Source organism: Geomonas oryzae, assembly GCF_004117875.1.
Taxonomy (GTDB): Bacteria; Desulfobacterota; Desulfuromonadia; order Geobacterales; family Geobacteraceae; genus Geomonas; species Geomonas oryzae.
The window spans coordinates 601,983-623,980 of record NZ_RAHW01000002.1 but is presented as its reverse complement, the minus strand read 5'-3'; the positions used below and the strand labels follow the sequence as shown (position 1 = coordinate 623,980).

At 47.5% G+C, this 21,998-nt stretch carries 16 protein-coding genes, 1 tRNA gene and 1 pseudogene; 6 read left to right on the top strand and 12 right to left on the bottom strand.

Going from position 1 to position 21,998, the window contains the following annotated elements; all coding sequences use genetic code 11:
• Positions 1–50: 50 nt before the first annotated feature.
• The 5 genes from D6Z24_RS07390 (at position 51) to D6Z24_RS07370 (ending at position 7,182) form a co-directional block, all read left to right on the top strand.
• On the top strand, positions 51–2,948 hold the full coding sequence (locus D6Z24_RS07390) for a HEAT repeat domain-containing protein (protein WP_162605089.1): 2,898 nt from the start codon (positions 51–53) through the stop codon (positions 2,946–2,948).
• The gene (locus D6Z24_RS07385; RefSeq protein ID WP_162605088.1) at positions 2,945–4,270 is read left to right on the top strand and encodes a hypothetical protein; all 1,326 of its coding nucleotides are present in this window, start codon (positions 2,945–2,947) and stop codon (positions 4,268–4,270) included. The genes D6Z24_RS07390 and D6Z24_RS07385 overlap by 4 nt, the downstream gene beginning before the upstream one ends.
• Positions 4,271–4,515: 245 nt before the next feature.
• Positions 4,516–4,836: a hypothetical protein gene (locus D6Z24_RS07380; protein ID WP_129125916.1), complete on the top strand. Its 321-nt coding sequence runs from the start codon at positions 4,516–4,518 to the stop codon at positions 4,834–4,836.
• Positions 4,837–5,176: 340 nt separating this feature from the next.
• Positions 5,177–6,394, top strand: coding sequence for an IS256 family transposase (locus tag D6Z24_RS07375; RefSeq protein WP_129125915.1), 1,218 nt, complete (start codon positions 5,177–5,179; stop codon positions 6,392–6,394).
• A 206-nt stretch (positions 6,395–6,600) separates the two neighbouring features.
• Positions 6,601–7,182: a hypothetical protein gene (locus tag D6Z24_RS07370; protein ID WP_129125914.1), complete on the top strand. Its 582-nt coding sequence runs from the start codon at positions 6,601–6,603 to the stop codon at positions 7,180–7,182.
• Positions 7,183–7,584: 402 nt separating this feature from the next.
• Here the strand turns inward: D6Z24_RS07370 and D6Z24_RS07365 are convergent, their stop codons facing one another.
• The 7 genes from D6Z24_RS07365 to D6Z24_RS07335 all read right to left on the bottom strand — a co-directional run bounded on the left by D6Z24_RS07365 (position 7,585) and on the right by D6Z24_RS07335 (position 16,338).
• Entirely contained in the window at positions 7,585–9,390 is a 1,806-nt protein-coding gene (locus tag D6Z24_RS07365; RefSeq protein ID WP_162605087.1) for a RiPP maturation radical SAM C-methyltransferase, read from the bottom strand.
• Positions 9,387–10,448 (bottom strand): radical SAM protein, encoded by a 1,062-nt coding sequence (locus D6Z24_RS07360; protein WP_129125912.1) that lies wholly within the window; start codon positions 10,446–10,448, stop codon positions 9,387–9,389. Before D6Z24_RS07360 ends, D6Z24_RS07365 begins: the two co-directional genes overlap by 4 nt.
• Before the next feature lie 97 nt (positions 10,449–10,545).
• A complete protein-coding gene (locus tag D6Z24_RS07355) occupies positions 10,546–10,815 on the bottom strand; it encodes a hypothetical protein (RefSeq protein WP_129125911.1) in 270 nt (89 codons plus the stop codon).
• A 27-nt stretch (positions 10,816–10,842) separates the two neighbouring features.
• A complete protein-coding gene (locus D6Z24_RS07350) occupies positions 10,843–12,402 on the bottom strand; it encodes a S8 family peptidase (protein WP_129125910.1) in 1,560 nt (519 codons plus the stop codon).
• Between the two features lie 884 nt (positions 12,403–13,286).
• On the bottom strand, positions 13,287–14,021 hold the full coding sequence (locus D6Z24_RS07345) for a hypothetical protein (protein ID WP_129125909.1): 735 nt from the start codon (positions 14,019–14,021) through the stop codon (positions 13,287–13,289).
• A gap of 582 nt (positions 14,022–14,603) precedes the next feature.
• The gene (locus D6Z24_RS07340; protein ID WP_129125908.1) at positions 14,604–15,521 is read right to left on the bottom strand and encodes a tetratricopeptide repeat protein; all 918 of its coding nucleotides are present in this window, start codon (positions 15,519–15,521) and stop codon (positions 14,604–14,606) included.
• Positions 15,522–15,858: 337 nt separating this feature from the next.
• The gene (locus tag D6Z24_RS07335) at positions 15,859–16,338 is read right to left on the bottom strand and encodes a hypothetical protein (protein ID WP_129125907.1); all 480 of its coding nucleotides are present in this window, start codon (positions 16,336–16,338) and stop codon (positions 15,859–15,861) included.
• A 263-nt stretch (positions 16,339–16,601) separates the two neighbouring features.
• On the opposite strand from D6Z24_RS07335, the gene D6Z24_RS07330 reads away from it, so the two are divergent.
• Positions 16,602–17,180 (top strand): recombinase family protein, encoded by a 579-nt coding sequence (locus tag D6Z24_RS07330; protein ID WP_129125906.1) that lies wholly within the window; start codon positions 16,602–16,604, stop codon positions 17,178–17,180.
• 134 nt (positions 17,181–17,314) lie between these two features.
• On the opposite strand, the gene D6Z24_RS07325 is transcribed toward D6Z24_RS07330, so the two are convergent.
• From D6Z24_RS07325 to D6Z24_RS07310, 5 genes and pseudogenes are all read right to left on the bottom strand, one after another.
• The gene (locus D6Z24_RS07325; RefSeq protein WP_129125905.1) at positions 17,315–17,839 is read right to left on the bottom strand and encodes a hypothetical protein; all 525 of its coding nucleotides are present in this window, start codon (positions 17,837–17,839) and stop codon (positions 17,315–17,317) included.
• A 1,109-nt stretch (positions 17,840–18,948) separates the two neighbouring features.
• Positions 18,949–19,836 carry a replication initiation factor domain-containing protein gene (locus D6Z24_RS07320; RefSeq protein WP_129125904.1) on the bottom strand — a complete coding sequence of 296 codons (888 nt, stop codon included), beginning with the start codon at positions 19,834–19,836 and terminating at the stop codon, positions 18,949–18,951.
• Positions 19,837–20,119: 283 nt separating this feature from the next.
• Positions 20,120–21,613 (bottom strand): tyrosine-type recombinase/integrase, encoded by a 1,494-nt coding sequence (locus D6Z24_RS07315; protein ID WP_129125903.1) that lies wholly within the window; start codon positions 21,611–21,613, stop codon positions 20,120–20,122.
• A gap of 15 nt (positions 21,614–21,628) precedes the next feature.
• Positions 21,629–21,805 (bottom strand): annotated as a pseudogene (locus D6Z24_RS22065) (DUF6538 domain-containing protein); the annotation flags it as partial.
• A 76-nt stretch (positions 21,806–21,881) separates the two neighbouring features.
• Positions 21,882–21,958, bottom strand: a tRNA-Arg gene (locus D6Z24_RS07310).
• Positions 21,959–21,998: the final 40 nt, after the last annotated feature.

Genomic DNA, 21,998 nt, shown 5'->3' with positions numbered 1-21,998 from the left:
AAACATCTTTGCTAGGGAAGGTGCTTCGAGCGTGAAACATGAGGTGGCGGATGGAAAATCCATTTAACCCTTTTTCACCTTTAAACGATGATTTGCGTGGCGTGGCTGCCGACAGATCGGTCCTGGTGGATAGGATAGTCCAACGACTGTGTAATACACAGGCAGGGTTTGCCGTTGCGGCAGGAGCTATAGGTGTTGGCAAGAGTACGCTCTTGCGGGGAGCCCTTGTGACGCGCCTGCAGAACGAGGGTTGGCACCCTGTTGTAGTCGTTGCCTCGGCAGACCTAACTACCGAGGAATTGCTTCTTGAGGTGGCCACGGATCTGGGATTGGGTGTCTCGAGTGTTCTCGAGCGCCTTGGGCTTCAACAACGGACGATTGAACAAAGTACTGGGTATATAAAGAACAGTTCAACAGTGGCAATTGTGCAGGCTCATGTTGGCCACAGGGGCGAGGACCGGAAGGAATGGTCTTCTTTCCAGGCTGCTACTGCACTCCATGAGTTGGCGCGGCTGGCGAATACTCGCCTCGCTCTGCTTATCGACCAGACTGAGCACCTGTTCTTCGGATCTGAGACAGGAAGTGCAATTCTCCTCCTAGAGACTCTGGTTAGAGCTGCTGCAACGCCTGCTCGTAACGGCGTATGCGCCGCCGTAGCGATCCGTCAGGAGTTCCTACACCATCTCATCGTACTCGCTGGACCGTTTCCGAGTGTTACTTCTGGAATCGTCGCGATTTCCGGCCTTGAACCTGCAGACGCAAGTAAATTCGTTGATGTAGCTCTAAAAGGATTCGGTGCAGCATTTTCCAACAAGCTCCTTGCAACCGTCATTCGTCGGTTGAGTGGGATATCGGGGACAGTGTGGCCAGTTGCCCTTCATGCCTGCTGCAGACCTCTTGCGGAACTCAGTAAAGCCCGTGGGAAGGCTGTTTCTGTTCGGGACCTAGAAGCGCTTGGTGACTTATCCGGCATAGTTGGCAACGTTGTGGCCTCGGCCATTCGCAACGCCGACCCCCCATTCGCTGATGATGCTGTTTTTGGCCTGTATGTTCTTTCTGACCTTTGCCAACGGGATGGTGAGGTGAGATTTGAGAAGTTAGCGCAGTCCCTTCCAGCTTTTCCTCTTGAGGATGTAATTAGGATAACGCGGCTGTTGAAGGCCCTCAGGCTCATTGAGGAACCCCGTGCGGGCCAGATCAGGCTTGCACATGATTCGCTGGCTGCGGCGGTCTTTGGTCTGAGGCATACCGTCCAGGACGAGGAGGAGGTTCGTTTTCTGGACCGTGCAGTTACACGATGGGGAGCGAGCGATGAATACCTGCCTGCAGCGGTTGCTGCGAACTACCAGGCTAACCTTAAGCAAAGTGTACCGACCCCGCATCTTCTCCTTGTTACGCAGTCACTTTTTCGCGATCGCATACACCTCGACCAAAACTGGAAAAGTGCAGCCGTTGCTGCGCTGACACAGACGGATAGTCGGCAGATCATACGATTGGTAGTTGAACATGCAACGCGCCATGGAAGGGCTCCTTCGCTTCGGCCGGAGGAGGTCTTCGTACTTGCTGCAACCGGGGATCCCCGCGCCTTAGCCACGGCCATGACAGGGCTTGTCGCAGCTGCAGGGGGGCCTGGTGCAAACTGGAAAGAAGCAGATTATGGCGATGCCATCCTTATATCGGCTCCTGTCGGGCTCAATGCTTGGCTCTCAGAAATGGAGACCTGGCGATTTCCAGCGGGGGCTTTTCGGTGCATTATAAGGGCTCTTCTTCAACAACCAACGATACCAATTGACAGTGCGGTTCTTGGGAAACTCTGGGAGCGATCGCCACGGACCATTAAACCTGAGCTCTTGAGTCTTGTGGCAAGGCGATTCCCGAAACACGGCGAACGCCTCACGATTGAATGTGTGCAAAATGAGGAGGGGTACCTTCGTGCCGCAGCTGCTGATGTGGCAGCGGTACTTAAAGGTAATGTGTGCGTCGAAGTGATTCATACTTGCCTTCAGGACAAAGAGGCGGCAGTCCGACGGCGGGGCGTTTTCGCTGTTGGTGAAATTGGCAAGATCTCATTTGATAACACCCTTTTCCATCTGATTCGCTCTGATGATTCTCCTCTCGTTCGAGAGGCCTGCTTAGAGGTGCTCGCTCATCTAACAACGTCTGAAAAATGCGTGGCTGAGGTGATGAAATCTCTTGATGATCCTGTGGACTTCGTACGGGAAAGCGCAATTTATGCACTTGCGCACCTTTTACCAGAAGCTGAGGCCGCTACTGTGGTCGTGGACGCAATTCGTGACCCCTCCCCCAAAGTCAGAGAGGCAGCAATGCGGCTGATGGCGGCGGCAAAATCGTTGCCGGAACACGCGACAGCGATAAGCGACCTTCGTTGTGGTCCACCAAGCCTAAGAGTCGCTGCAGCTGAGGCGCTGTTGTACGCGCTAAACGACGATGTTAATGCAGCGCTCGATGAGGTTCTATGCTCACCGGAAGTGGACCGCGATACGCTGTTAGCGTCTCTTAGGACAGCGGGGGCGCGTAGAGCCGAAATGTGCCTTCCATCGATAGCGGCTCTACTACGTTCTAATGATGTTGCCATTGTGTGTGAGGCAATAATTGCACTCACTGCAATCGGTGGGCGGGAGGTAATCAGTCATTTTGAGGCATGTGCATTCCATGTAAGTGTGGATGTTCGTGAGCGGGTAGTCTATGCACTGGCGGAATTGGGAGGTAAGGAGGGGGTCGCAATTTTGATCACTTGTTTATCGGATCCACGAGACGAAATCCGCGTGCGTGCGATCTACGCTCTGGGCCGATTGGGGGCAGCTGAAGCAGCGCCAAGAGTGCACATGGTGAGTCAGTCTACTTCGCAGGCGCGTGAGGCAGTGGAATATTTTTTCGCACAATTGCGGGCACGATCACCCCGCAGTGCTCAAGGAGACCAATGTTGACCGATATAGCTGAGGGGCGTCTGAGAGGTCGATCGGGATCCATGTTGGTGGACAAGGTTCTGTCTATTTTGGCCACGAGACCAGCAACCATTGATCAGCTTATGTTGCTCACAACCTGCGATTCGAAGGCAATCGGACTGGTGCTAGATGAGCTCAGTGCGGCGGGCAGGGTTGAGCAATGCGAAGCGGGCGCGTATAGGGAGAGTGCTTTTGGACCAGTTGATTGGGACCAAGGCGATGTGGAAACAGAGTATTGGCGGCGGTTGGCGCTATTTCCGCTTCCGCATCAACTAGATGGTGACTGGCGGTTCACGTTCGAGGCGGCGAGTGATCTTGTTAGGATGATGGGATTCGCTCTTGCCAGTGCGTCTAGAATCTGTTGCCTGGGCACTCCATCGATAGCGACACTTCTTGATATCCATCGTGTGCGCTGCAGCGTCTTTCTTGTTGATTATAACGTTGGGGTTCTCGATGCAGTGCGCAATACGTGCGAAAGTGTGCAGTGCATTCATTTGGACATCATGAAGCACCCCCACGTTGAGCAATTAGGACCCTTTGATGTCGTTTTTGCGGACCCACCATGGGCCGGAGAGTATTGCCAACACTTCGCGAAGGCATCAGTGCGTTTGTTGGCGGACGGTGGGTTTGGATGCCTAGTGTACTTCCCGTCCTATCTTAGAGACAGCGCACCGCAGCGTCAGGTAGAAGTGGTTGCTACGTTGGTTAAAATGAATGCCAGAATTATCACCTTGTTGCCTGAACGGGTGACCATCCTAGACCTGCTTCGTAGCACTTGTCTAGCTGGCCGTACTCACAGTGTTACCCATACTGGAGGAAAGGGTGCGGTTTGCGTGTTCGAGAAGGTGAGGCGTCGTTCTCAACCCAATGATCCCGGATGGGACTTGCCGTGGAGGGGGCGATGGGTGCATTTTCACATTGGGCAAAGCAAGTGGATGTTGCGGGTTGATGCTTGCGGTACCATTGAATGCGAATCAAGGCAATTGAAGAGGTTGGACGTTAACTCAGAATTCACGAGGTATAATAGGGACGCTGATCAGGTCGGTCTTTGGACATCGGGGGGGCAGGTTTTCTCCGTGAGCTGTACAGACGTCCTGGCGATACTCCTGCAGGGTATGTCAAACAGCCAGTCCTTCGACGACCTCAGGGAAGACTTGGAAAGGATCGTTGCTGCTGGGCTGTCTTTAGGGACTTGTCAGCGCCTCTGGGTGCAGCTACAGGAGATCAAACAAAGAGAAGATGAAATCGCAAAACAGGTCATGACGGGGGATTCTGAAGTGGTTGCGGTTTTTGAGACAGAGTGAATAAGCAATGGGCCTACCCATTTCGGGAGAGGAGAAGTCCGATGCCATAATATCGCACCCGTCACTGCGGCGAAATCAACGCCAAGGTAGCCTGACCCTATGTCCTGAATCGAAGATTCTGGCCGAACTCGCCACTGGAACGGCGTCCACCCCGCCCAGATCACCCGCTGGAAACAGGAGCTGATTCAAAGCGCCCCCGATGTCTTCGGCAAGGCGAAGAAGAAAGAGGCGAACCACACGCCGAGGTGGCTGAACTGTACCAGCAGATCGGTAACCTCAAACTCGAGAACAATTTTTTGTCAAATCTCTCCGGACTGAACTCAGCCGGGCGCAAAAACAAAAAGGTGATCGCCATCGGCCAACCCGAAGTCTCTTTGGAACGCCGTTGCCAGCTTCTGGGCGTACCTCGCGCCAGCTACTGCCACCGGGGCAATTCGGTCGGCCGCACCATCAAGTGTCTGGAGCCAAAAGCCAGGAACGAGCAAATGGCAGCCAAAATACCCGGCCTATCCATTCCTTCTGTGAGGGCTGACCATTGTTCGTCCGACCCAGGTGTGGGCGACTGATATAACCTACATCGCCAGGTGATGAGCAGGGACTTCATGTACCTGATCGCCCTCATGGACTGGGCCACGAGCGGCGAGGAGGAAGGTTCTGGCGACTGTTCAACACTCTCGATACAAGGTTCTGCGTCGAGGATTTGAAGGAGGCCCTCTCCAACATGTTGCCCCTGGTATCTTCAACCGAGACCATGGCTGTCAGTTCACTGGCGAGGCGTTCATCTCCGTCATGTGGGGGGGGGATAACGTAAAATATTTTTCGCTTTTTTAACTAGCACGGCAGTGCCCCATTCGGTTAAGAATTGAGTCGCCAAACACCAATTCATACCCAAGGAGGGACACTGCCGTGGAGAGCGATTCTACACCAAAAGCACAGATCATCCAACTGAATGAAGGGGCCATTCGCGATCACCTTGGAGAAATGGTCCGCAGCACCGTTGAGGACACCCTCAACCGCATGCTTGATGCCGAAGCAAACCAACTATGCAATGCAGAGAAGTACCAGAGAAACGAGGCCCGGACCGATACCCGAGCTGGCCACTACCAGCGGAAACTCCACACCAAGGCCGGAGAGGTCACACTCAACGTTCCTAAGCTTCGCCGGCAGACGTTTGAAACGGCCATCATCGAGCGCTACCGCCGGCGTGAAGCATCGGTTGAGGAGGCGCTGATAGAGATGTACCTGGCTGGTGTCTCAGTTCGTCGCGTAGAAGACATCACCGAGGCGTTGTGGGGCACTAAAGTCAGCCCTGGTACTATCAGTAACCTCAACAAGAAGGTCTACAGCAAAATCGAAGAATGGCGCAACCGCCCGATCACCGGGGACTATCCCTACGTTTATCTGGACGGCATCGTCCTTAAGCGCTCCTGGGGCGGCGAAGTAACCAATGTGTCGGTCTTGGTAGCGATCGGCGTCAATCACCAGGGCTACCGCAAGATCCTTGGCGTTTGCGAAGGTGCCAAGGAGGACAAAGCCGGTTGGTCCAGTTTCCTCCGCCACTTGAAGGAGCGGGGCCTGACAGGTGTCCGGTTGTTCGTCACCGATGCCTGCATGGGGCTGGTAGAGTCGTTAGCAGAGTTCTACCCGACTACCAAGTGGCAGCGCTGCACCGTGCATTTCTACCGCAACGTCTTCAGTGTCACCCCGGCTAAGAAGATGGCGGAAGTGGCCGCAATGTTGAAGGCCATACACGCTTCGGAGGACAAGAAGGCCGCGTTGGAAAAGGCTGAGGCGGTCTACCTGAAGCTCGAAACGATGAAGCTTAAAGAGGCCGCGAAGAAGGTCAAGGACTCCATCGCGGAGACGCTGACCTACTACGATTTCCCCCGGGAGCACAGAATCCGCATCCGCACCAACAACGCGCTGGAAAGGATCATGAAGGAGATCCGCAGGCGAACGAAGGTGGTGGGAGCCTTCCCCGATGGTCATTCCGCGCTCATGCTCTGCGCTGCAAGGCTCAGGCACATCGCCGGGACCCAGTGGGGGACGAAACGCTACCTGAACATCGACCTTCTCAAGGAACAGGAAGTGGAACAGAGGCATTCAATGGCCGAGGCGATCTAGATTCCGACGGGGGCACTGCCAGAAAAAGCGAAAAACTCTTTACACTACCGGGGGGGGGCAGCATGAACGGCAAAAGGCGCTGCAAAGACAAACAACTTTGACTAGGGGCTCTAGAAAGATCGTAAAGTTGGCAATTGACTCTCAATGAACCGTGTCTGGTAGTCATTGGCATCGCAGGGAGTGTGCCATTCAGAGAGGGAGGGATTATGAAGAGTGAGCCTAGAAAGGGATTGTCTTGGCGACCGCACATTATGTGCCTAATGCTGCTGTTTTTTTTCTGTAAAGCGGCTGTAGCAACCTCAGAAAAAATTACAAGCGAAAATAAGGACACTAAGGTAAATTCGTGCCCGCTTATTGCTGGTCTATACCAAAATAAGGGTATGGATTCAGGCGGTGGCGATGTATTCCTCGCTAGATATCTATTATCCTCATATCCCTATCGGGAGGCGGAGGAGATATCTATCGGGGACAAAATTCAACTCGGTCAGCCGACGTTAGATCTAATAACTGTCGTAATGTTGGAAAAAGGAAAATCGGAACCAAGGATTTCTAGACAACTATCAATGAAAAATGGTGACTTTGACTGTAACAATGGCGAAGTCCATTTAAGGCCCAAAATGAGTAGGACCTCTCCCGGCGAAGTATTATACTCAACTGAAACCAATACTCTCACTTTGGATGACAACAAACTCGTGGTTAGCAGCATTTGGAAAAAGCAGGCTTCAATTATGTTTCCCTTAAGTTTGGAAGAGGTGACCACGGTGAGCCGCTTTCAAAGGAGCAAATAAAAAAATAAAAATGTGTTCTGTATTAGCGATGAGGGATGGTGCTTATCGCTTTGGTTACAATCTCGACAAATTCTGTTGGATTATCTGGTGCAAATATTATGTATTTAAAGCAACCGGAGTTTCTGGATATTTCCACATGTGAAACCATGCTAGCGAAATCCAGCTTAAGGGCCAGATGAAAATGGTGAATTTTCCTTTTTCCGTGAAGCAAGTCTGATGGAATTGAGCCGAATAATTCTATGGTTATAAGATCAGAAAAAGGTATTAAAATCTTACACAAAAGACAGTTTAGCTCTATTCTATTTGAGTAAATGACATATTTCTGCCAAAGGTTTTTTAGCCTTCGCTGTGAGACATAAAGCACCTCTTCGTGTTGTTTAGATGAGTTGTTCATGTTATTGATCATTTAACTAACGTCAAAATAGGAATTGATTCTTCTGTGCTAGTATTTAGGCGCCCCCCGGGATAATCAGAGTGTGGAAATGTTTTTTTGACGCAACCTAATACCAGTGAAATTACCTGTTCATCGATGCACATCAGGTAATTATACTCGAGCAGATTACGTAGTAGCTGTTCAGGGTGCTTTGTAGCGAGATCTTCAAAATTCACTACGGTGGTTGCATCCTCTAGGATTTTTGTTTCATGTTCTCCTAATACTCTGTATCCACAAGACGCTATCTGTCGGGTATCCTTGATAATAGAGGAATTTCCAATTTTAATCATAGCTAGATTTGCAGGAGAATCTGAGGTGTATGAGGCCTTCCAGTTAACGACGGCTTCATTCACAACTACGTTGATATCGGAAAGGCTGGCGTCCGGTTGCATTAAATCAAAAAAGTATGCCATCTCTGAGATCTCGTATTGATCACAGTTTTGGTAAATCCGCTCATAGGCTGGAATTGGTTTAACCATTAACCTGCCATCCAAAGCCATGTCAAAGTAATCGCTAAATCTATCAATTCTACAAGTGTAGTAACCGTTAGGTGGTTGCAGATGTTCTATTAGGTCAATGATTGAGGTTACAGTTTCATAGTCAGTAGTTGTATCGCTAGGAAAATCATGCAAAAAGTTCCAACTGACGTTGATACCTAGTTCTTCGCAGTGTTTTAAGAATTGAATATTCTGGAGAACAGAGACTCCTTTATTTATTTTTTTCAGAACCTGTTGGCTTAAGCTTTCAATCCCAGCCTGGACCCATACCATGCCAAGCTCTGCCAACTCTTCCAAATCAGATGGCAAAATATCAGGTCGTACCTCAAAAAAATACCTAAAGTCAAATTTCTTAGCCCTTAGTGTTCTTATGAAGTCTATTGCCTTGGAAGGTACTATAACGTTATCAGTAGCTGAGAAATTCGTAACTTCGTGTTTTTCGTATTGAGAAATTAGTTCGGTTATGATTAAATCGTTATTTTTAGTTCTGTAATGAGCATTCGAACTATTTAAGCCGCAGAACTTGCATTTCCTTTTAGTAGCCCACCAGCAGCCACGAGAGGTCTCGAATGGAATAGAAAGTGATAGGTCAAGTCCGCTCAATTTTACATTTTCAAAAAAATCACTATAGTCTGGAGAATAAAATGAGGTCACTGGACCACAATCAATAAAGGTTCTTTCTGTTGACGAAGTAGAATTAAAATTGATTTTTACCAGTTCTGGGAAGGCCTCTTCTGCTTCGCCAGAGAAAACGTAATCTAAAAAATGGAACTTATCAAACAACGCTTTTCCCATGTTTGCTTCACAATTTGCCCCTCCTAAACATACTTTGACTTCAGGTGCAACTAGTTTAATTTCACGCGCTAATGCTAGAGCAGACATGTTTTGTTGGAACATGGAGGAAATGCCCACAAACTTAGGGTCAAAGCTCAAAACCTTTTCACTTTGTTCTGAAATAAATTTAGGGATTCCATTTCTTATTTCTTTGAGTTTTTCGTAAAAGTCGTTACTTACAAATTGATCAAGTTCAGGATACTGATCGGCTAATCCGTACATTGCCGATGAAAAAAGCCACTCTCCAATTAAAAGTCTAACATTCAGCTCAGATAAAAGTTCATATAGAGCAGGACCTATTCGCTGTGAATAGTCAATATTTGAAAAGAGAACCTTTGATGTGATTTGGTGGGATCGCAGAGCGGCCTGTAATACCCCCACGCCTAAAGGAGGGCGAGTTATCGAGGCGAACGGTGGTACAATAAGTAAAACATCAGTGCTCATAGAGTCGCAAACCATTCAGAAGGGCCTGAGTATTTATTGAGTGATTGTAACACCATTTCTTCTATTGATACAACCTGTGGATTGCTACTGACATATTTTTGTATGTCCGCATATACCCCATTTGCAGAATATATATAATTGCAGGCGTCACATATACTGGAATGTGCAGACGTGTATTGGGTGTCAAATGCTTTATTGACCCTTTCAATGAGTTTAACTGGACCCTCAAAAGCGAGCCACTTAAAGAACAAACTATTGTAAGACTGCTCAATTATGTTGGAGATGGAATCTTTTTTTAAATTGCCAATTTCATGATGCTTGTGATACGGCAAGGTACCACAGCAAGGGAGGACTCTCAGCGACGGAGTGATTGTTGGATGCCTGAGGACGAATGGGCATGGCCCTATATACCTATCAGTACATACTTTTTCTTGAAGTTTTGAAGCCCTGCCGGTATGCGCTAATCCTGTTTCCTCAATAATGATGCCAGTTATGTCTTTAATTTCCTTATTAAGTATGTCAATTATGAATTTTTTGTTAATGATATTGTTTTCTGTCGTCGTGGTGCTTATAAAAAGCTTTATGCCTTTATCAAGAGAAAATTTGACTATGTTTATAAGGTTGTGATGTGGCACATATTTAGCGTGGTAGTCGTCGTAGGATAAGGAAAGTTCGTCTAAACCTGCTTTTGCCAATATATCTAATACATTCTCTGCGTATAAATCTACTCCGGCCCAAAAACCGCTTGTAATAATTCTTGTTGTCTTGCCACCAGCTTTTGCCTTGTTAACCATTTCAGCCAGTGGCTGTATTCCATATAAAAAAGGTTCTCCACCTGTGAATGCGACATACTTTATGCTTTTGACCTTATTTATATCCAACAAAACATCTTTTACTATATCTTCATGGATCCTTTGGCTTTTTTTCATGTTGCAATTGAAGCAACAGTGCTCGCACTGTAATGGACATTTGTAGGTTAGATGAAAAGCCAGGACAAAGGGGGATATGGCCTCTCCCACTATCGATTTTGAGGTAGAATATTCGCGGTAGTCAGTCATAGCACATGATCCGATTGTTTGCCTAGTTGCCACTTTTGTTGAGGCAACTAGGCAAACTGTAAGAATTCTTTTTTCTTTGGTTTTGCCCGCTACGAAATCAGATTGCCACAGCAACTGCTGGGCCTACTGCAACAGCTACTGCAATCGTAGGGCCAACAACGAATGCAGGGGCGATACCCCCAGGTTTCTTTTGCAGGTGCTGTTTTATAGTATTTGCTGTATCGTCATCGATTTCTATACCGTACTTGGCGAACGTCTGTTTTGGGTCGGTTTCAAGTTCTTGCAAAATTGTGGGGTCCGTGTGTAGTCTTTTCTTGAACTGCTCTAATGTTGCGTCGTCGCCAGTGATGCAAATTCTTCTTGACATATTGAGACCTCCTTTTGAATTTCGGCCTTAATGGCCGCTGAAACTATTATTTAAAACATAATTGATTGCAGCTCTAGCATTGATACATCCATACCCGAAAAAAATGGAATGTCCAGCGTGATCGTATAGGGAAGGATCTCCTATCTTTCTTGCCGTTCTTTTTAGTATTTCTTTCACCTCGGCTGCAGTCAGCATTGAATTTACGCTTAAAAGTAAACCGACGACACCTGCGACTAGCGGTGTTGCACTGGATGTTCCGCCAAAGTCTTCTGTAAAATCACCTTCAGAGTAACCTGCGGGCAATGTAGTCCCATTATATTCATAAGTTCCAGTAACATCTGTGGTGAAGATTCCTTTCCCACCATTACCACTTGAAGGTGCGCAAATCATAATCTCATTTCCAAAGTTGGAGTACTCGGCCCGAGTATCGATGCTAGTAGATGCTGCTACGGTTATAACGTCTTCGTGTATGGCAAAGCCATTTACGTAAGATTCTGAATTGATATCTACATTGGAATTTCCAGCAGCAAAAATGACCACGCATCCTAAACCATTCCTGCCGCGTGTGGCGCAGTCCTTGATTGCCTCTTCTTGTCTCGTTGATAAAATATACTTTCCGGAAGCGGGCGTCCAACTGCAACTAATTATAGATGCGCCATTTTTTGCGGCGTATTGGAACCACCTTTCTATTGACGCATCGTCAAGGGTTCCACTGTAGCGCAAAGGCATAAACTTTGCGCCTGGGGCTGCGCCCGAAATCCCGTAGTTATTTGCGTTAGCTATTGCTATTCCCGCACAGGCTGTTCCATGCCAATCTTCACCATCAGGCGGGTACTTTTTAGGAGAGGGGTCAGGTACATCATTTTCGAAATCCCAAGGTGCCACCACCTTATCTGATCCTGATAGATCCTTATGTTTTAAATCAAATCCATCATCTATGATGGCAATAATACAATCATTTGCACCTAGTACCTTGTACTCGGCCCAGGCATCCACAACTCCAGAGTCTGCTCCTTTTATCAAATTTGCATCCTCGCCATTATTCTTTAGATACCATTGTTTCTGTAAATATGGATCTGATGGTAAAGAAAAAGTCGACTTGTTGATGCCGACAATAAGGTCAGGCTCCGCAACATCAATACACTTTTCATTTTGAAGATTTAGGGCCGTTTTTATTGGGTTTACTGAGGTGTTGGTCACTTTAACTATGTAAGTTTCACGAGGCGTGTCACGCTTTTCGAGCACTTCCAGCGCATATTTAGAAAATATATTGGCCTTTTCATCATCAGATGCATCAGTGGTAAATCTGATAGTAAGCTCTCCATTGGGGATTAGCGGGTGCGAGTCCCCATCGGCAAAATAAACATGAGTTCCAGTCTCAACACCTTTATCTGATCTTGCTTCATTAAGTGTAGATTCCATCAATTCAGCATTGCCCATCACCTTTAGAAGATCAAAGCCACCTGATTTTTTTAACTTCGTCACGTTTGAAATATGATCATAGTGATTTTTGGACCTAACGGCTATCAGGTCTTCAGACTTTTTCAAAGTTAGATAGCCTTTCCCTCGTTTTAACGTAATAGCCATATTGCACCTTCAGCAGAGGTTAGAAGGAGAGCGGTTGTAAACGGTTAATTAAAACACTTGACGGGAATCCAACTCGGCAGTGTCAAGAGGTATGAGCGGAAAATATGCCATCTTTAAATAAAGTTGTCAAAGGTAAATAGTTTCCGAAAAGGATACGGCGAGTCTGACGCCACCGCCAATTTGAGCGCAAGTGGGACAACTGAATGGGGCTTACGAGGATACTGGTCGATTGGAACAAGTTCCTGAAAGTATCTCTACTGGATCATCGGCCTGTTCTGAAAGGGCGGCAGTGATAGCCAGCCCTACGTAAATTTTACTAATTCTAGAGGGCCGGGAGACCGAGGGAGGCTTGCACCAACTTGACGCCACTGGGGCTGCTAGCGTATTTCACCTGGGGAATACGCTCAATGGAAGACGCAAAAAAGAAAAATGACGGAGGGACCAGGTTTTCTCGGGTTTATTTCGGGATTGGACTAGAAACGTAAGGCCTTAATTGTCTCAGGACAATGTGGCGGCTGTCGGCGGCGGAACACGTGATAGGGGAGGGGCAGTCGGCGCATTTTATCCACTAGCGTCGCCAGATTCAGTTGGTGGGTAGTCGATGCTACACCAGGGACATAGGTGCCGAATGGGAGGGTATCTCGCAGGAACCTTTCTGGACCAGGTGTGGCGTTGGTGTCGGTAAAGGAAACGGTGAAGTTTTCTGAGTTTTGCCGGTGCCGCACCGTAGGCTTGGCACCGCTACGCCCCGTGGTGCGATTTTCAACTAATGGGGGGCATTGATTATGCGAGCTACTAATTTTTGATAAGCTGGATAAGCGGTTTACCTATAGGGCATAGCAGCCCGATAAGGAAAACCTTAAAAAGTTGGAGGCGTTCTGGATCTAAATGTCAGTCATTGGAGGCTCCGAGTCTGCGCAAACAGCCCGCGGTGTGGCAGAGCTGCAAATCATCCGTCCGGTCGCCTGCATGCGCATCCGGCTCTTCCAGTCTCGAATGGAATTGTACGGTGCGGCATACCCCTGAAACTCGACCATCCTGGGGTCTAGGTAGACGTTCCAATAAGCGCCGCACGCCATACATCTCACCGTTTCGGGTTCTTCTACACCCTCCCAGGCGCCTGCACCGCAGCACGGGTGGACATTAAGCTCAAAGAGGTAGTGGACGTATTGATCGGGTGGTGCCGGAAACGGCAGCGATCTGCCTCGGATCGTGAGAATCTTATTTAAGGGAATAGGGGCGAGCGCAGGCATGGCGACCATTTTCGATGGCTCCGGGCCGGGCTCGGGTTGTTGCAACTTGGGCAGTGGTAGGATAACAGGCTTCGGGACCAGGCGCTCGATGAAGCGCACCCCCTCATAAACGCACACTTTCCATCCGGTGCCGCAACGTGCGCAATAAATACTTTTATAGATCCCGTCGCGGCCACCCTTGTGAATTAAGGAGGCGCCGCAGCACGGCATGAGCCCGAGGTCGTAGTAGCACTCCTCATACAAATCAGGCGGCGCCGGAAAGTTCGGCATTTTCCAGTCGCGTACCCCGTCCTCCTTGGCTGTCTTCCCGACGCAGAAGAGCTTCGTCACGCTTTGTTTTGCTCTGCGGATCACTTTTTCAAACATGGTAAAACCTATGTTGGCACGAGGCGGAACGAAGAGGGGCAACTTGGAAGGCAGCGCAGGGGTACATTGTGGCCAGACCGGCAGCCGTAGTAACTCCAGGAGAAATAGCATATGCTATTTGGAGGGGAGGTGATGACCAGTGCTGGGCGGAACCCGAAAGCCAACTTTTGCCAATTTGCAGAGGCGAAAAGCCGACTTTTTTACTCAGGAATCCCGGTTTTGATAAAAATGAAACCATAAGTTGTCAAAACCGGTGCGAAGCATAAGCTGTCAATTTTTGACAGCTTATGCTTCAAGTAACACTAAAACCTAACGATTACAAATGATTGGTGGGCGAGATGGGAACGCCCACCAATTTTGTAACAATTTGAAATTACAAGGTTATCTCGTTTGAGTATTTTTTAAAATGTTGACGAAATGTTGTCAGGAAGCCTTGGCACAATACCACATCATCCTATTCGGAGCAATACGGTGTCATATAGTTATTTAAACGCTGGTAACTTCATAAGCGTGAGCAAGGGTTAGGCTATTTGAGGCAAACTGACCCGGCCACCCCCGCCGCTAGCCTGTTAGCTGAATTGCTTACTTCATCTTGCTGCACGCCATTTTGTCACCTAACTCGCAGGCCTTTTTATAATCTGCCAGTGCGCTGTCTACTTTACCAAGCTTCATATATGTGTCCCCTCGTCCAAGATATGAGAGTGGATAATTTGAATTAAGCATAATTGATTTGTTGAATTGGTCAATTGCCTTATCATATTCACCCATGCCAGCATAGGCTAAACCTCTATTTTTATAAACATTGCAAAGCGAAGCATCTATAGATATAGCTTTGTTGCAATCGTTTAATGCTTTGTCAAACTCATTTTTCATATTATAAGCATATCCTCTAACATTATAAAGATGGGCATTGTTGTTTAATTTTAACCCCTCGTTTGCAGTTTCAATCGCTATATCGTATTCTGCAAGACTGCAAAAACAGTTTGCTTTCAAGCTGTATACATTCGCATTTTTGTTGCCAAGTTCAATTGACTTAGAAGTTGCCTTGATTGCGTCGGTATATTCTCCTAATCCATAGTTAACTTCAGCTTTTCTATAATACCAATCGTAGGAAGTTGGATTAGCCAGTAGGGCAGAATCTACTATGATTAAAGCTTCAGTGTATTTTTTGTTAGTCATTGCCTCGATGTAACTGTCGTAAAGTTTTTTATTCCTGTTCCTCTTTTCTTGAAGCTCATACCTGTTAACGAGATAATACCCCCTAGCTCGCATGCACTGGCTCATGAGATCTGCGCTTTGGAAACCTTCTTGGATACCGGCGCTTATCGGAGACCTGCCATCGCCAAATGGTACAAAGCTCGACTTATTAGAGTCGTACTTGCACTCATTGAAATCCTTTCGACCCTGTTCCGCACTTGTGTTGTCGCGAAACCATACATTGTTTGCACACCCAGATAAAATGAAGCACGCTAACACTAACAGGCTAATATTCCTTGTCATCTTGCCTCCTTTTGTGTGTTGGTAAGAGCTGTCTTATAAATGATACCACATGTCTCTCTGAGTGCTACTGGTGTGTCTTTTGAAAATGAGTTCTTTGGTCGAGTTTGCCTTTGTGTTTTGCAGCGATATTTCAATGTAGGTTAATAGCGCAACTAACCGTCGATAGTGAAGTTGGAGTGGATGCCTAGCCTTAATCATGTGTGCAGAATCATAGCAAGGCTAGTGCTTGGTGGATTAGTTGAGATGACAGGCAGATGCTTATAAAACTTCAATTATAATTGATTTGATTGAGGGTTTTTATGTAAGGTGAGCTGCAATGGCTTGATAAATTTTTAATCTAACTTTTTCTAGCTTGATTTAGGGCACGCGTGATATAATTTGCTATTTTATAATGATTAATGCCTAGCATCATGCATATGGATGCCATTAACATTGTAATAGTGTCTACAATAGAAAATAAAAGCTCCAGATTAATATTAAAGGGTCGAGTATATAGAGCAGGGTTAGCTTTTAATTGTTGCGATAATGCGAATAGCAAGACACTCATTATAAACAATGCCAACGCTCTATTCCTGTGTCTTAGATCATTGAATGATTCTACTATGTATGTATGTTTATCATTTTGAATTGATAGTACTAATAGCTTCAATTCTTGAGATTTCATATCTAATAAAGCTTTTTTTGATGCTGACATTTTTGACATTTGTTCATCTAGGTATGGCTTTAAATATGAACTCACAAGGTTTATTACGATTCCAACAATAACCACACCAACCCACCAAGAAGTAGATGTGATATTTTTGAGAAAATCTTGCATTGATCCTCCTGCTCAATCTCTATGACATTTGAATTTATTTGTTGATGGATATACATGTTTTTATAAGAAAAGTCTACGGCTAAGGGCATAAGGCTGATTCTGTTGTACCTTCATTTTAGGACGGAAGTGTTGGATCAATAGGGCGTGCTCTAGTGATAGCTTGATATCCATTTGAAATAGCCTATCATAAGGGTTGATAATAGGCTTTTGATATGGTATTATCAAAACCTCTAAATGTCATTGATAGGTGTCGAGGGGGCGAAATGGAAGAGCACAAGAAGGGGCAGGTGATCGGATACGCTAGAGTCAGTTCTACCGACCAGAAGCTGGACGTGCAACTCGACCAACTCGCAGCGATTGGGGTTGATAAGGTGTACGCAGAGAAGGCGAGTGGGGCAGATGTTGAGCGAGTTGAGCTTTCCGCGATGCTCGATTACGTGCGCGAGGGGGACACTGTGGTGGCCTGCAAGCTCGACAGGATTGCCAGGAGTACAGCGCACCTGCTATCAATTGTCGAAAAGCTTAACGCTAGAGGCGTGACGCTAAAGGTGCTGAACATAGACCTAGACACAAGCAGCCCAACCGGAAAGCTAATGCTGACCATGCTGGGGGCAATCGCTACTTTCGAGCGCGAGATGATGCTTGAAAGGCAAGCCGACGGTATCGCAAAAGCCAAGGAGGCCGGTAAGTACATTGGTCGAAAAGCTACTGCCAAGGCAAAGAGCCCAGAGGTGATTGAGCTTTTAGGTCAGGGCATGACGAAAGAGGCGATTGCAACTAAGTTGAAGATCGGGGTTGCTTCTGTGTATCGAATCGCTAAGGAACATAAGAGCTGTTGTTAAAAAGCAGAAGAGGGCCGGGAAAATATTTCTCGGACCTCTTCTGCTTTTTCTCCAAGCTCTGTATTTTGCCGATGTACGGACTTTGTCATAGCGGGAATGCTGAATGTTGATTGCCAGATCCGCTTCGCTTTCTCCTACTGCTGCGCTACGTGCAACTGTAACAAAGTTTCGGAGTTGAGTAACTTCACCCCCAACACCAGAAAGCGGGACATGTTAATCTCGATAAGGTCCCCTTGGCGAACTGTGGCTGTGGGAGGTACAAAGAACGTGTATGTATTCCGGCAGACAACCGGGAGGCGGTCTAGAATTGTTTCAGTGTTTGCAGCAAGTCCCTCTATTCGGTTGCAGGATGTCTCTACGGATCTTAGGAGTACACCATAGTTGCTTACTCTAGCGACCGGCAAAGCTCTGGTGCCATAGTCGTGCGAAGGCGGGCCGGTGACCATGAAGGGCCGCTGGTAGAAGTCCAGGTTAATTACATCGCCGGTCTGGATTAATTGGGCTGTTTCATCAGCAACAATTAGCAGATCCAACTCACGGAGCCAACCAGTGAACTTCAATGCCTTGGCGGGGATCTCGGCCTGAATGCCGCAGTGTCGAAGGGCATTAAGGTTGGCACGTGCCACAGCTACCATTGCGCCATAGTAAGGGCGTGTCATTGCTGCACCTCCTGATGTTTGTCCTCTCGGTTGACTCTCTCTGTTTTGACGGACGGGAACCGATGCCATATTGGGGGGGAGTCTGCCAGTTCGCCGAAGATCTGCCGTAGGCCAGGGCGGGGTTCACTGGTCGCTGTGACGGTGTAGCGATCTTCATCGTCCGGTGCGTAAAGGCATAATTCGTCACCGATATCAATGTCCACCTCGGCGTCTAGATACAAAACAATGCATGACAGTAGCTTATAGGGCGGGCGCTCCCCTTGGGCATACTTCGGCAGCCCCATTTCAGGCGAATACCCGTAACATCGTGTGGATGGCCCGCGACTCCCCCGGCATACTAAGGGCGTTGCGTTAATCGGGGCAAGTTCTGGAGCTATCACAGTTCCGCCCAACAGTATGTATGATGTGTGGTGCGCTGTGTACATTTTACCTATTTGAAAATCTTCCGATTCAATATACATCTCTCCTCCATGGTTTATGTGATATCTGCCTGTTTTTAAGTTTACGTTCTGGAGCACACTCGGATAACAATCTAGAAATATATTTTTGCATCATAAATAACTGATTTTCGGAGAGTTCAGGAAGTATTTCAATGATAAGTAATGAAAAGTCGGTACGGCTACGCTTGGCTACCTTTATCACTCCAGCGACTATCTGTTTCTGGCTATAAGAGTAATGGTCTCTCTCGCTCATTATACGTGGGGGGCAGTTGTGACATTCATTGATAGGTTTCATTTAGTATTTTCCTTTAGTTGGATTTACATGCAGTGCCGGGCTGCTTATTTTTAAGTAGGTGGAGGTGAAATCTCTCCTTCAGGCCCTCGCTGGTCCTGGTCCCCCGCGCTCCGCTATGCGGCGCGGGGGGACCAGCAGCGGGCCGTGAAGGGGCGGGGTAAATGGACTTTGCAGTTAAAGCGAGTTTATTTCAAAAAAACCATAGCTTCGTCGTAATATTTGGATGGCTGTGATTACCTGCCTGATCTCCTCAAATTCGTCGTCCAGCAGGGTAGGTAGTAATTCGAGGATGGTGGTTTGGTCTTTTGGGTTATTTTTTGTCATTTCGGTAAACTCCTTTTAGGTTCAGTGTGTTAGAGCGTTGAGGTGGCGAGTCAGATAATGGTATTACAAGAGGGGGTAGTTCTCGCTGTGGCAAGCAGGGCTTCCCACCAAGGCTGAGGAGGACAACGACTAACTCGGTTGCTGGTCGGTTCTACGAAATTGAAGTATCTGGTGAAGAGGTCGGCCACTATCTCCCCCAAGGTTTTCTGATCTTCGGGAAATATCGGGAATAAATTCTGAATGACATCCATTTGACGCTTGGCGGTTGCTTTTCGTAGGCGGAGTTCAAAGCGGACCCACGAGAACTTCAGCGGGTTATCTTCGGAATAGATTTTTTGATGCGGGTCTAAATGTTTCTGGTACAGCAAAATCTGGCACATATTGCCGCCTTTCCCGCCATAGTAGATGCTGCTGTCTCCTATAGGTCTGGGCAGTGTTCGGGCATTTTTTCGGTCTCTTATGAAAGGGCTGCGTATGAAACTACGGTAATTGTGGGGCAGCGATTGGACGCGGATTTGGTTGATGGGAATCTTTCCGCCGATGACATCAAGGTATACATCACAGGCGCTGATGGAGGCGTCCATTGTGATTGCGCCGCCAATAAGTTTCTCTAGGTTGATTGGCCGCAGGGAGTTCAATGCAGACTCACTGAAGGTCAGGCCATGGATCTGCACAAGGTTTCGCTTGCCTAACTTAGACACATGGTCAGTGTGGATAGCGACTAGCTTGTTATTTTCTGAGTTTTCCAGATAGTAGCTGGTACGGTACCAGGAAATTGTTCTGCCCTTGCAGGTTCCAGATTTATTTAATTTATTTTTCACCTTTCGAAAATGTGTCTCAAGGGTTAACCCCTCAAAGAGGGTTGATATTACAGTTTCCAGTGAATACGATGTAGAAACTGTTAGATGCAATCGGTCGATACCGGTTTTAACTTCCATTTTTCCCCTCGCTAGTTTAAAATAAATACGTGTACCTATGTCTTTATTTACCTGCGAGAAGGTTCTTTTTATTAATTCATGCTGGAATGTAGGATGTTGAACCAATTATGGATGAATAAAAAAAGGGCGATCCGTCTGTGTAGATGGATCGCCCCTTTTATTGCGGGTTGAAATATTTAATCCAGTTTATTGTTGAGAGGGGACGTATCCCCGGTAAAACACCAGCAGAAAGCTGGAAAAAGATGATAGCAATATTCGCAGTAAGAGTTATGCACGCATGGCGCTAGCTAAACAACTCGATGGCCCGTGTTTCCAGGCTGTCCAGGTCAATGTGTTGCAATTGCATTTTCTCCGAAATCTCTTTCAGGGTTTCGGCCTTTGTTCTCTTGGTATATCGTGCTGTGACGCTGCTGCCGGTGGCGTGCCCCATCATATCGGCAGTGATTTTGAAGTCGTCGGTGACGTCGAACACGTTACCAGCAAAGGTGTGCCGCAACGAGTATAGGCACTTTCTTTTGTCCGTTGTCACGTACTTCGCCTCGAACCCAAGGCTCGGTTTTCCGTTTGCCTGAATTTCGTTTCGGTTATACCAAACGCTGAAAGTTTTGGCGCTGTCCTGAAATAGTTTCTGCCGGGGCAGGTTCTCGACCCATTCTAGGAAGCCTAGCAGCAAGAGGGAGTCGCATATCGCGACTGGCCTGATGGTGGCCTTTGTCTTGCCGGTTCTGAGGAGGAAAATCCAGGTCCCCTTGTCGGTTTGGCAGATATCCTCTTTTCTTAGGGCGACTATGTTGCCCAATCGAAAGCCGTGGAAGAGGGCGATCAGGATCAGCCAAAACCGCTCAGGGTGAGGCGGGTTCTTAATTGACAGGGGGTGCGTGCAGATGGCGTTTATCAGCCGCTTGATGTCGGCAGTTTCGTAGGCAAGACGCTCTTCCTCTGCGGCGTTCTCGGTCTTAAAACGTTCTCCCTCGTACACGTTGGCGGCGTTAAGCATGTGACATTTGTTGGCGTACTGAACTACGGCCCTAGCGCGGTCAATGAAGTGGTTCGCTGTTTTCGGGCTTATTACCTCGTAAAGCTGATTTCCCTTCAGGATGCTGTGGATGGTTTTGTTGCCAAACCGCTGTACTTTATTTTTGGGATACTTTAGCAGGATCTGCTTCAATTTCGTCACGGATTCCATGGTGTTGAACTCCGTGATGCCTATGTTGCCGAATATTTCAAGCAAGGTGCGGCATTCAACCGCCATATCGTCTTTTGACCCCTGTGACACGTTCGGCTTTGAGCAGAGGTAGTTCTCCTGGTATTTGGCGAGGGTGGTTGCAAGGCCGAAGTAGGGTGTTGCAAGGTCCCTAGTCACTTTTTCCCTGAGGAGTTCCATCGGGGACCAGTTCCCACGGAGAAAGGCGCTTTTTGCCTCTTGGACCTGCAAGTCAACATGAAGCAACTTGAGCGCAAGTGATTTTTTCTCAGGGCCTGAAAGACGTATACCTTGCTGTTTCCACAGGTCATACGCAATGCGCTCAACCACCTCGTCTGTGAGAATTGTGTTGCAGTCAGCGAGCATTTTTTTCCGGGTTCTGGCTATGATGTCGCTTGCATAGGCCACATGTTCTGTTTGCGGTAGGCCTCGCTGTTTTGCAACATACCTCATTGAGGCGTCAAGTACCTCGTCGACTTCATCGAGTTCACCGGAGCACATGCAGTCCAGTTCCTCAATGCCGACCTTAAGGAATAGTGCAACCAGCCGTTTTTCTTGTTCCTTGCTGAACATGCCTGTCCTCAATTGCAAAAAAAGTTTCTGGGTTCGGTACTCAATCGTTGTGGCAGCTAGCTTTGCATCCTTTTCGTTGCAAGTTTTAAGACTTCGGGTAAGTTGCGTTGTTGGGAATAGGTGCTTAAGGTCGCAAGGTACCCGGCATACGTAATGGAATTGCTTGCCTCGTTTTCGGATATGAACGCACAAAGGTTACCCCCTCTGAATGTTGACAAATTGTTGTCAACAAACTTCTTTGGAGATAACCTTGTGATATTACTAAAATTGGTGGGCGGGATGGGATTCGAACCCATGACCCCTGGCTTCGGAGGCCAGTACTCTATCCAACTGAGCTACCCGCCCGGGAAAGATCTATTTACTACACTATTTCTGGAACCAACTC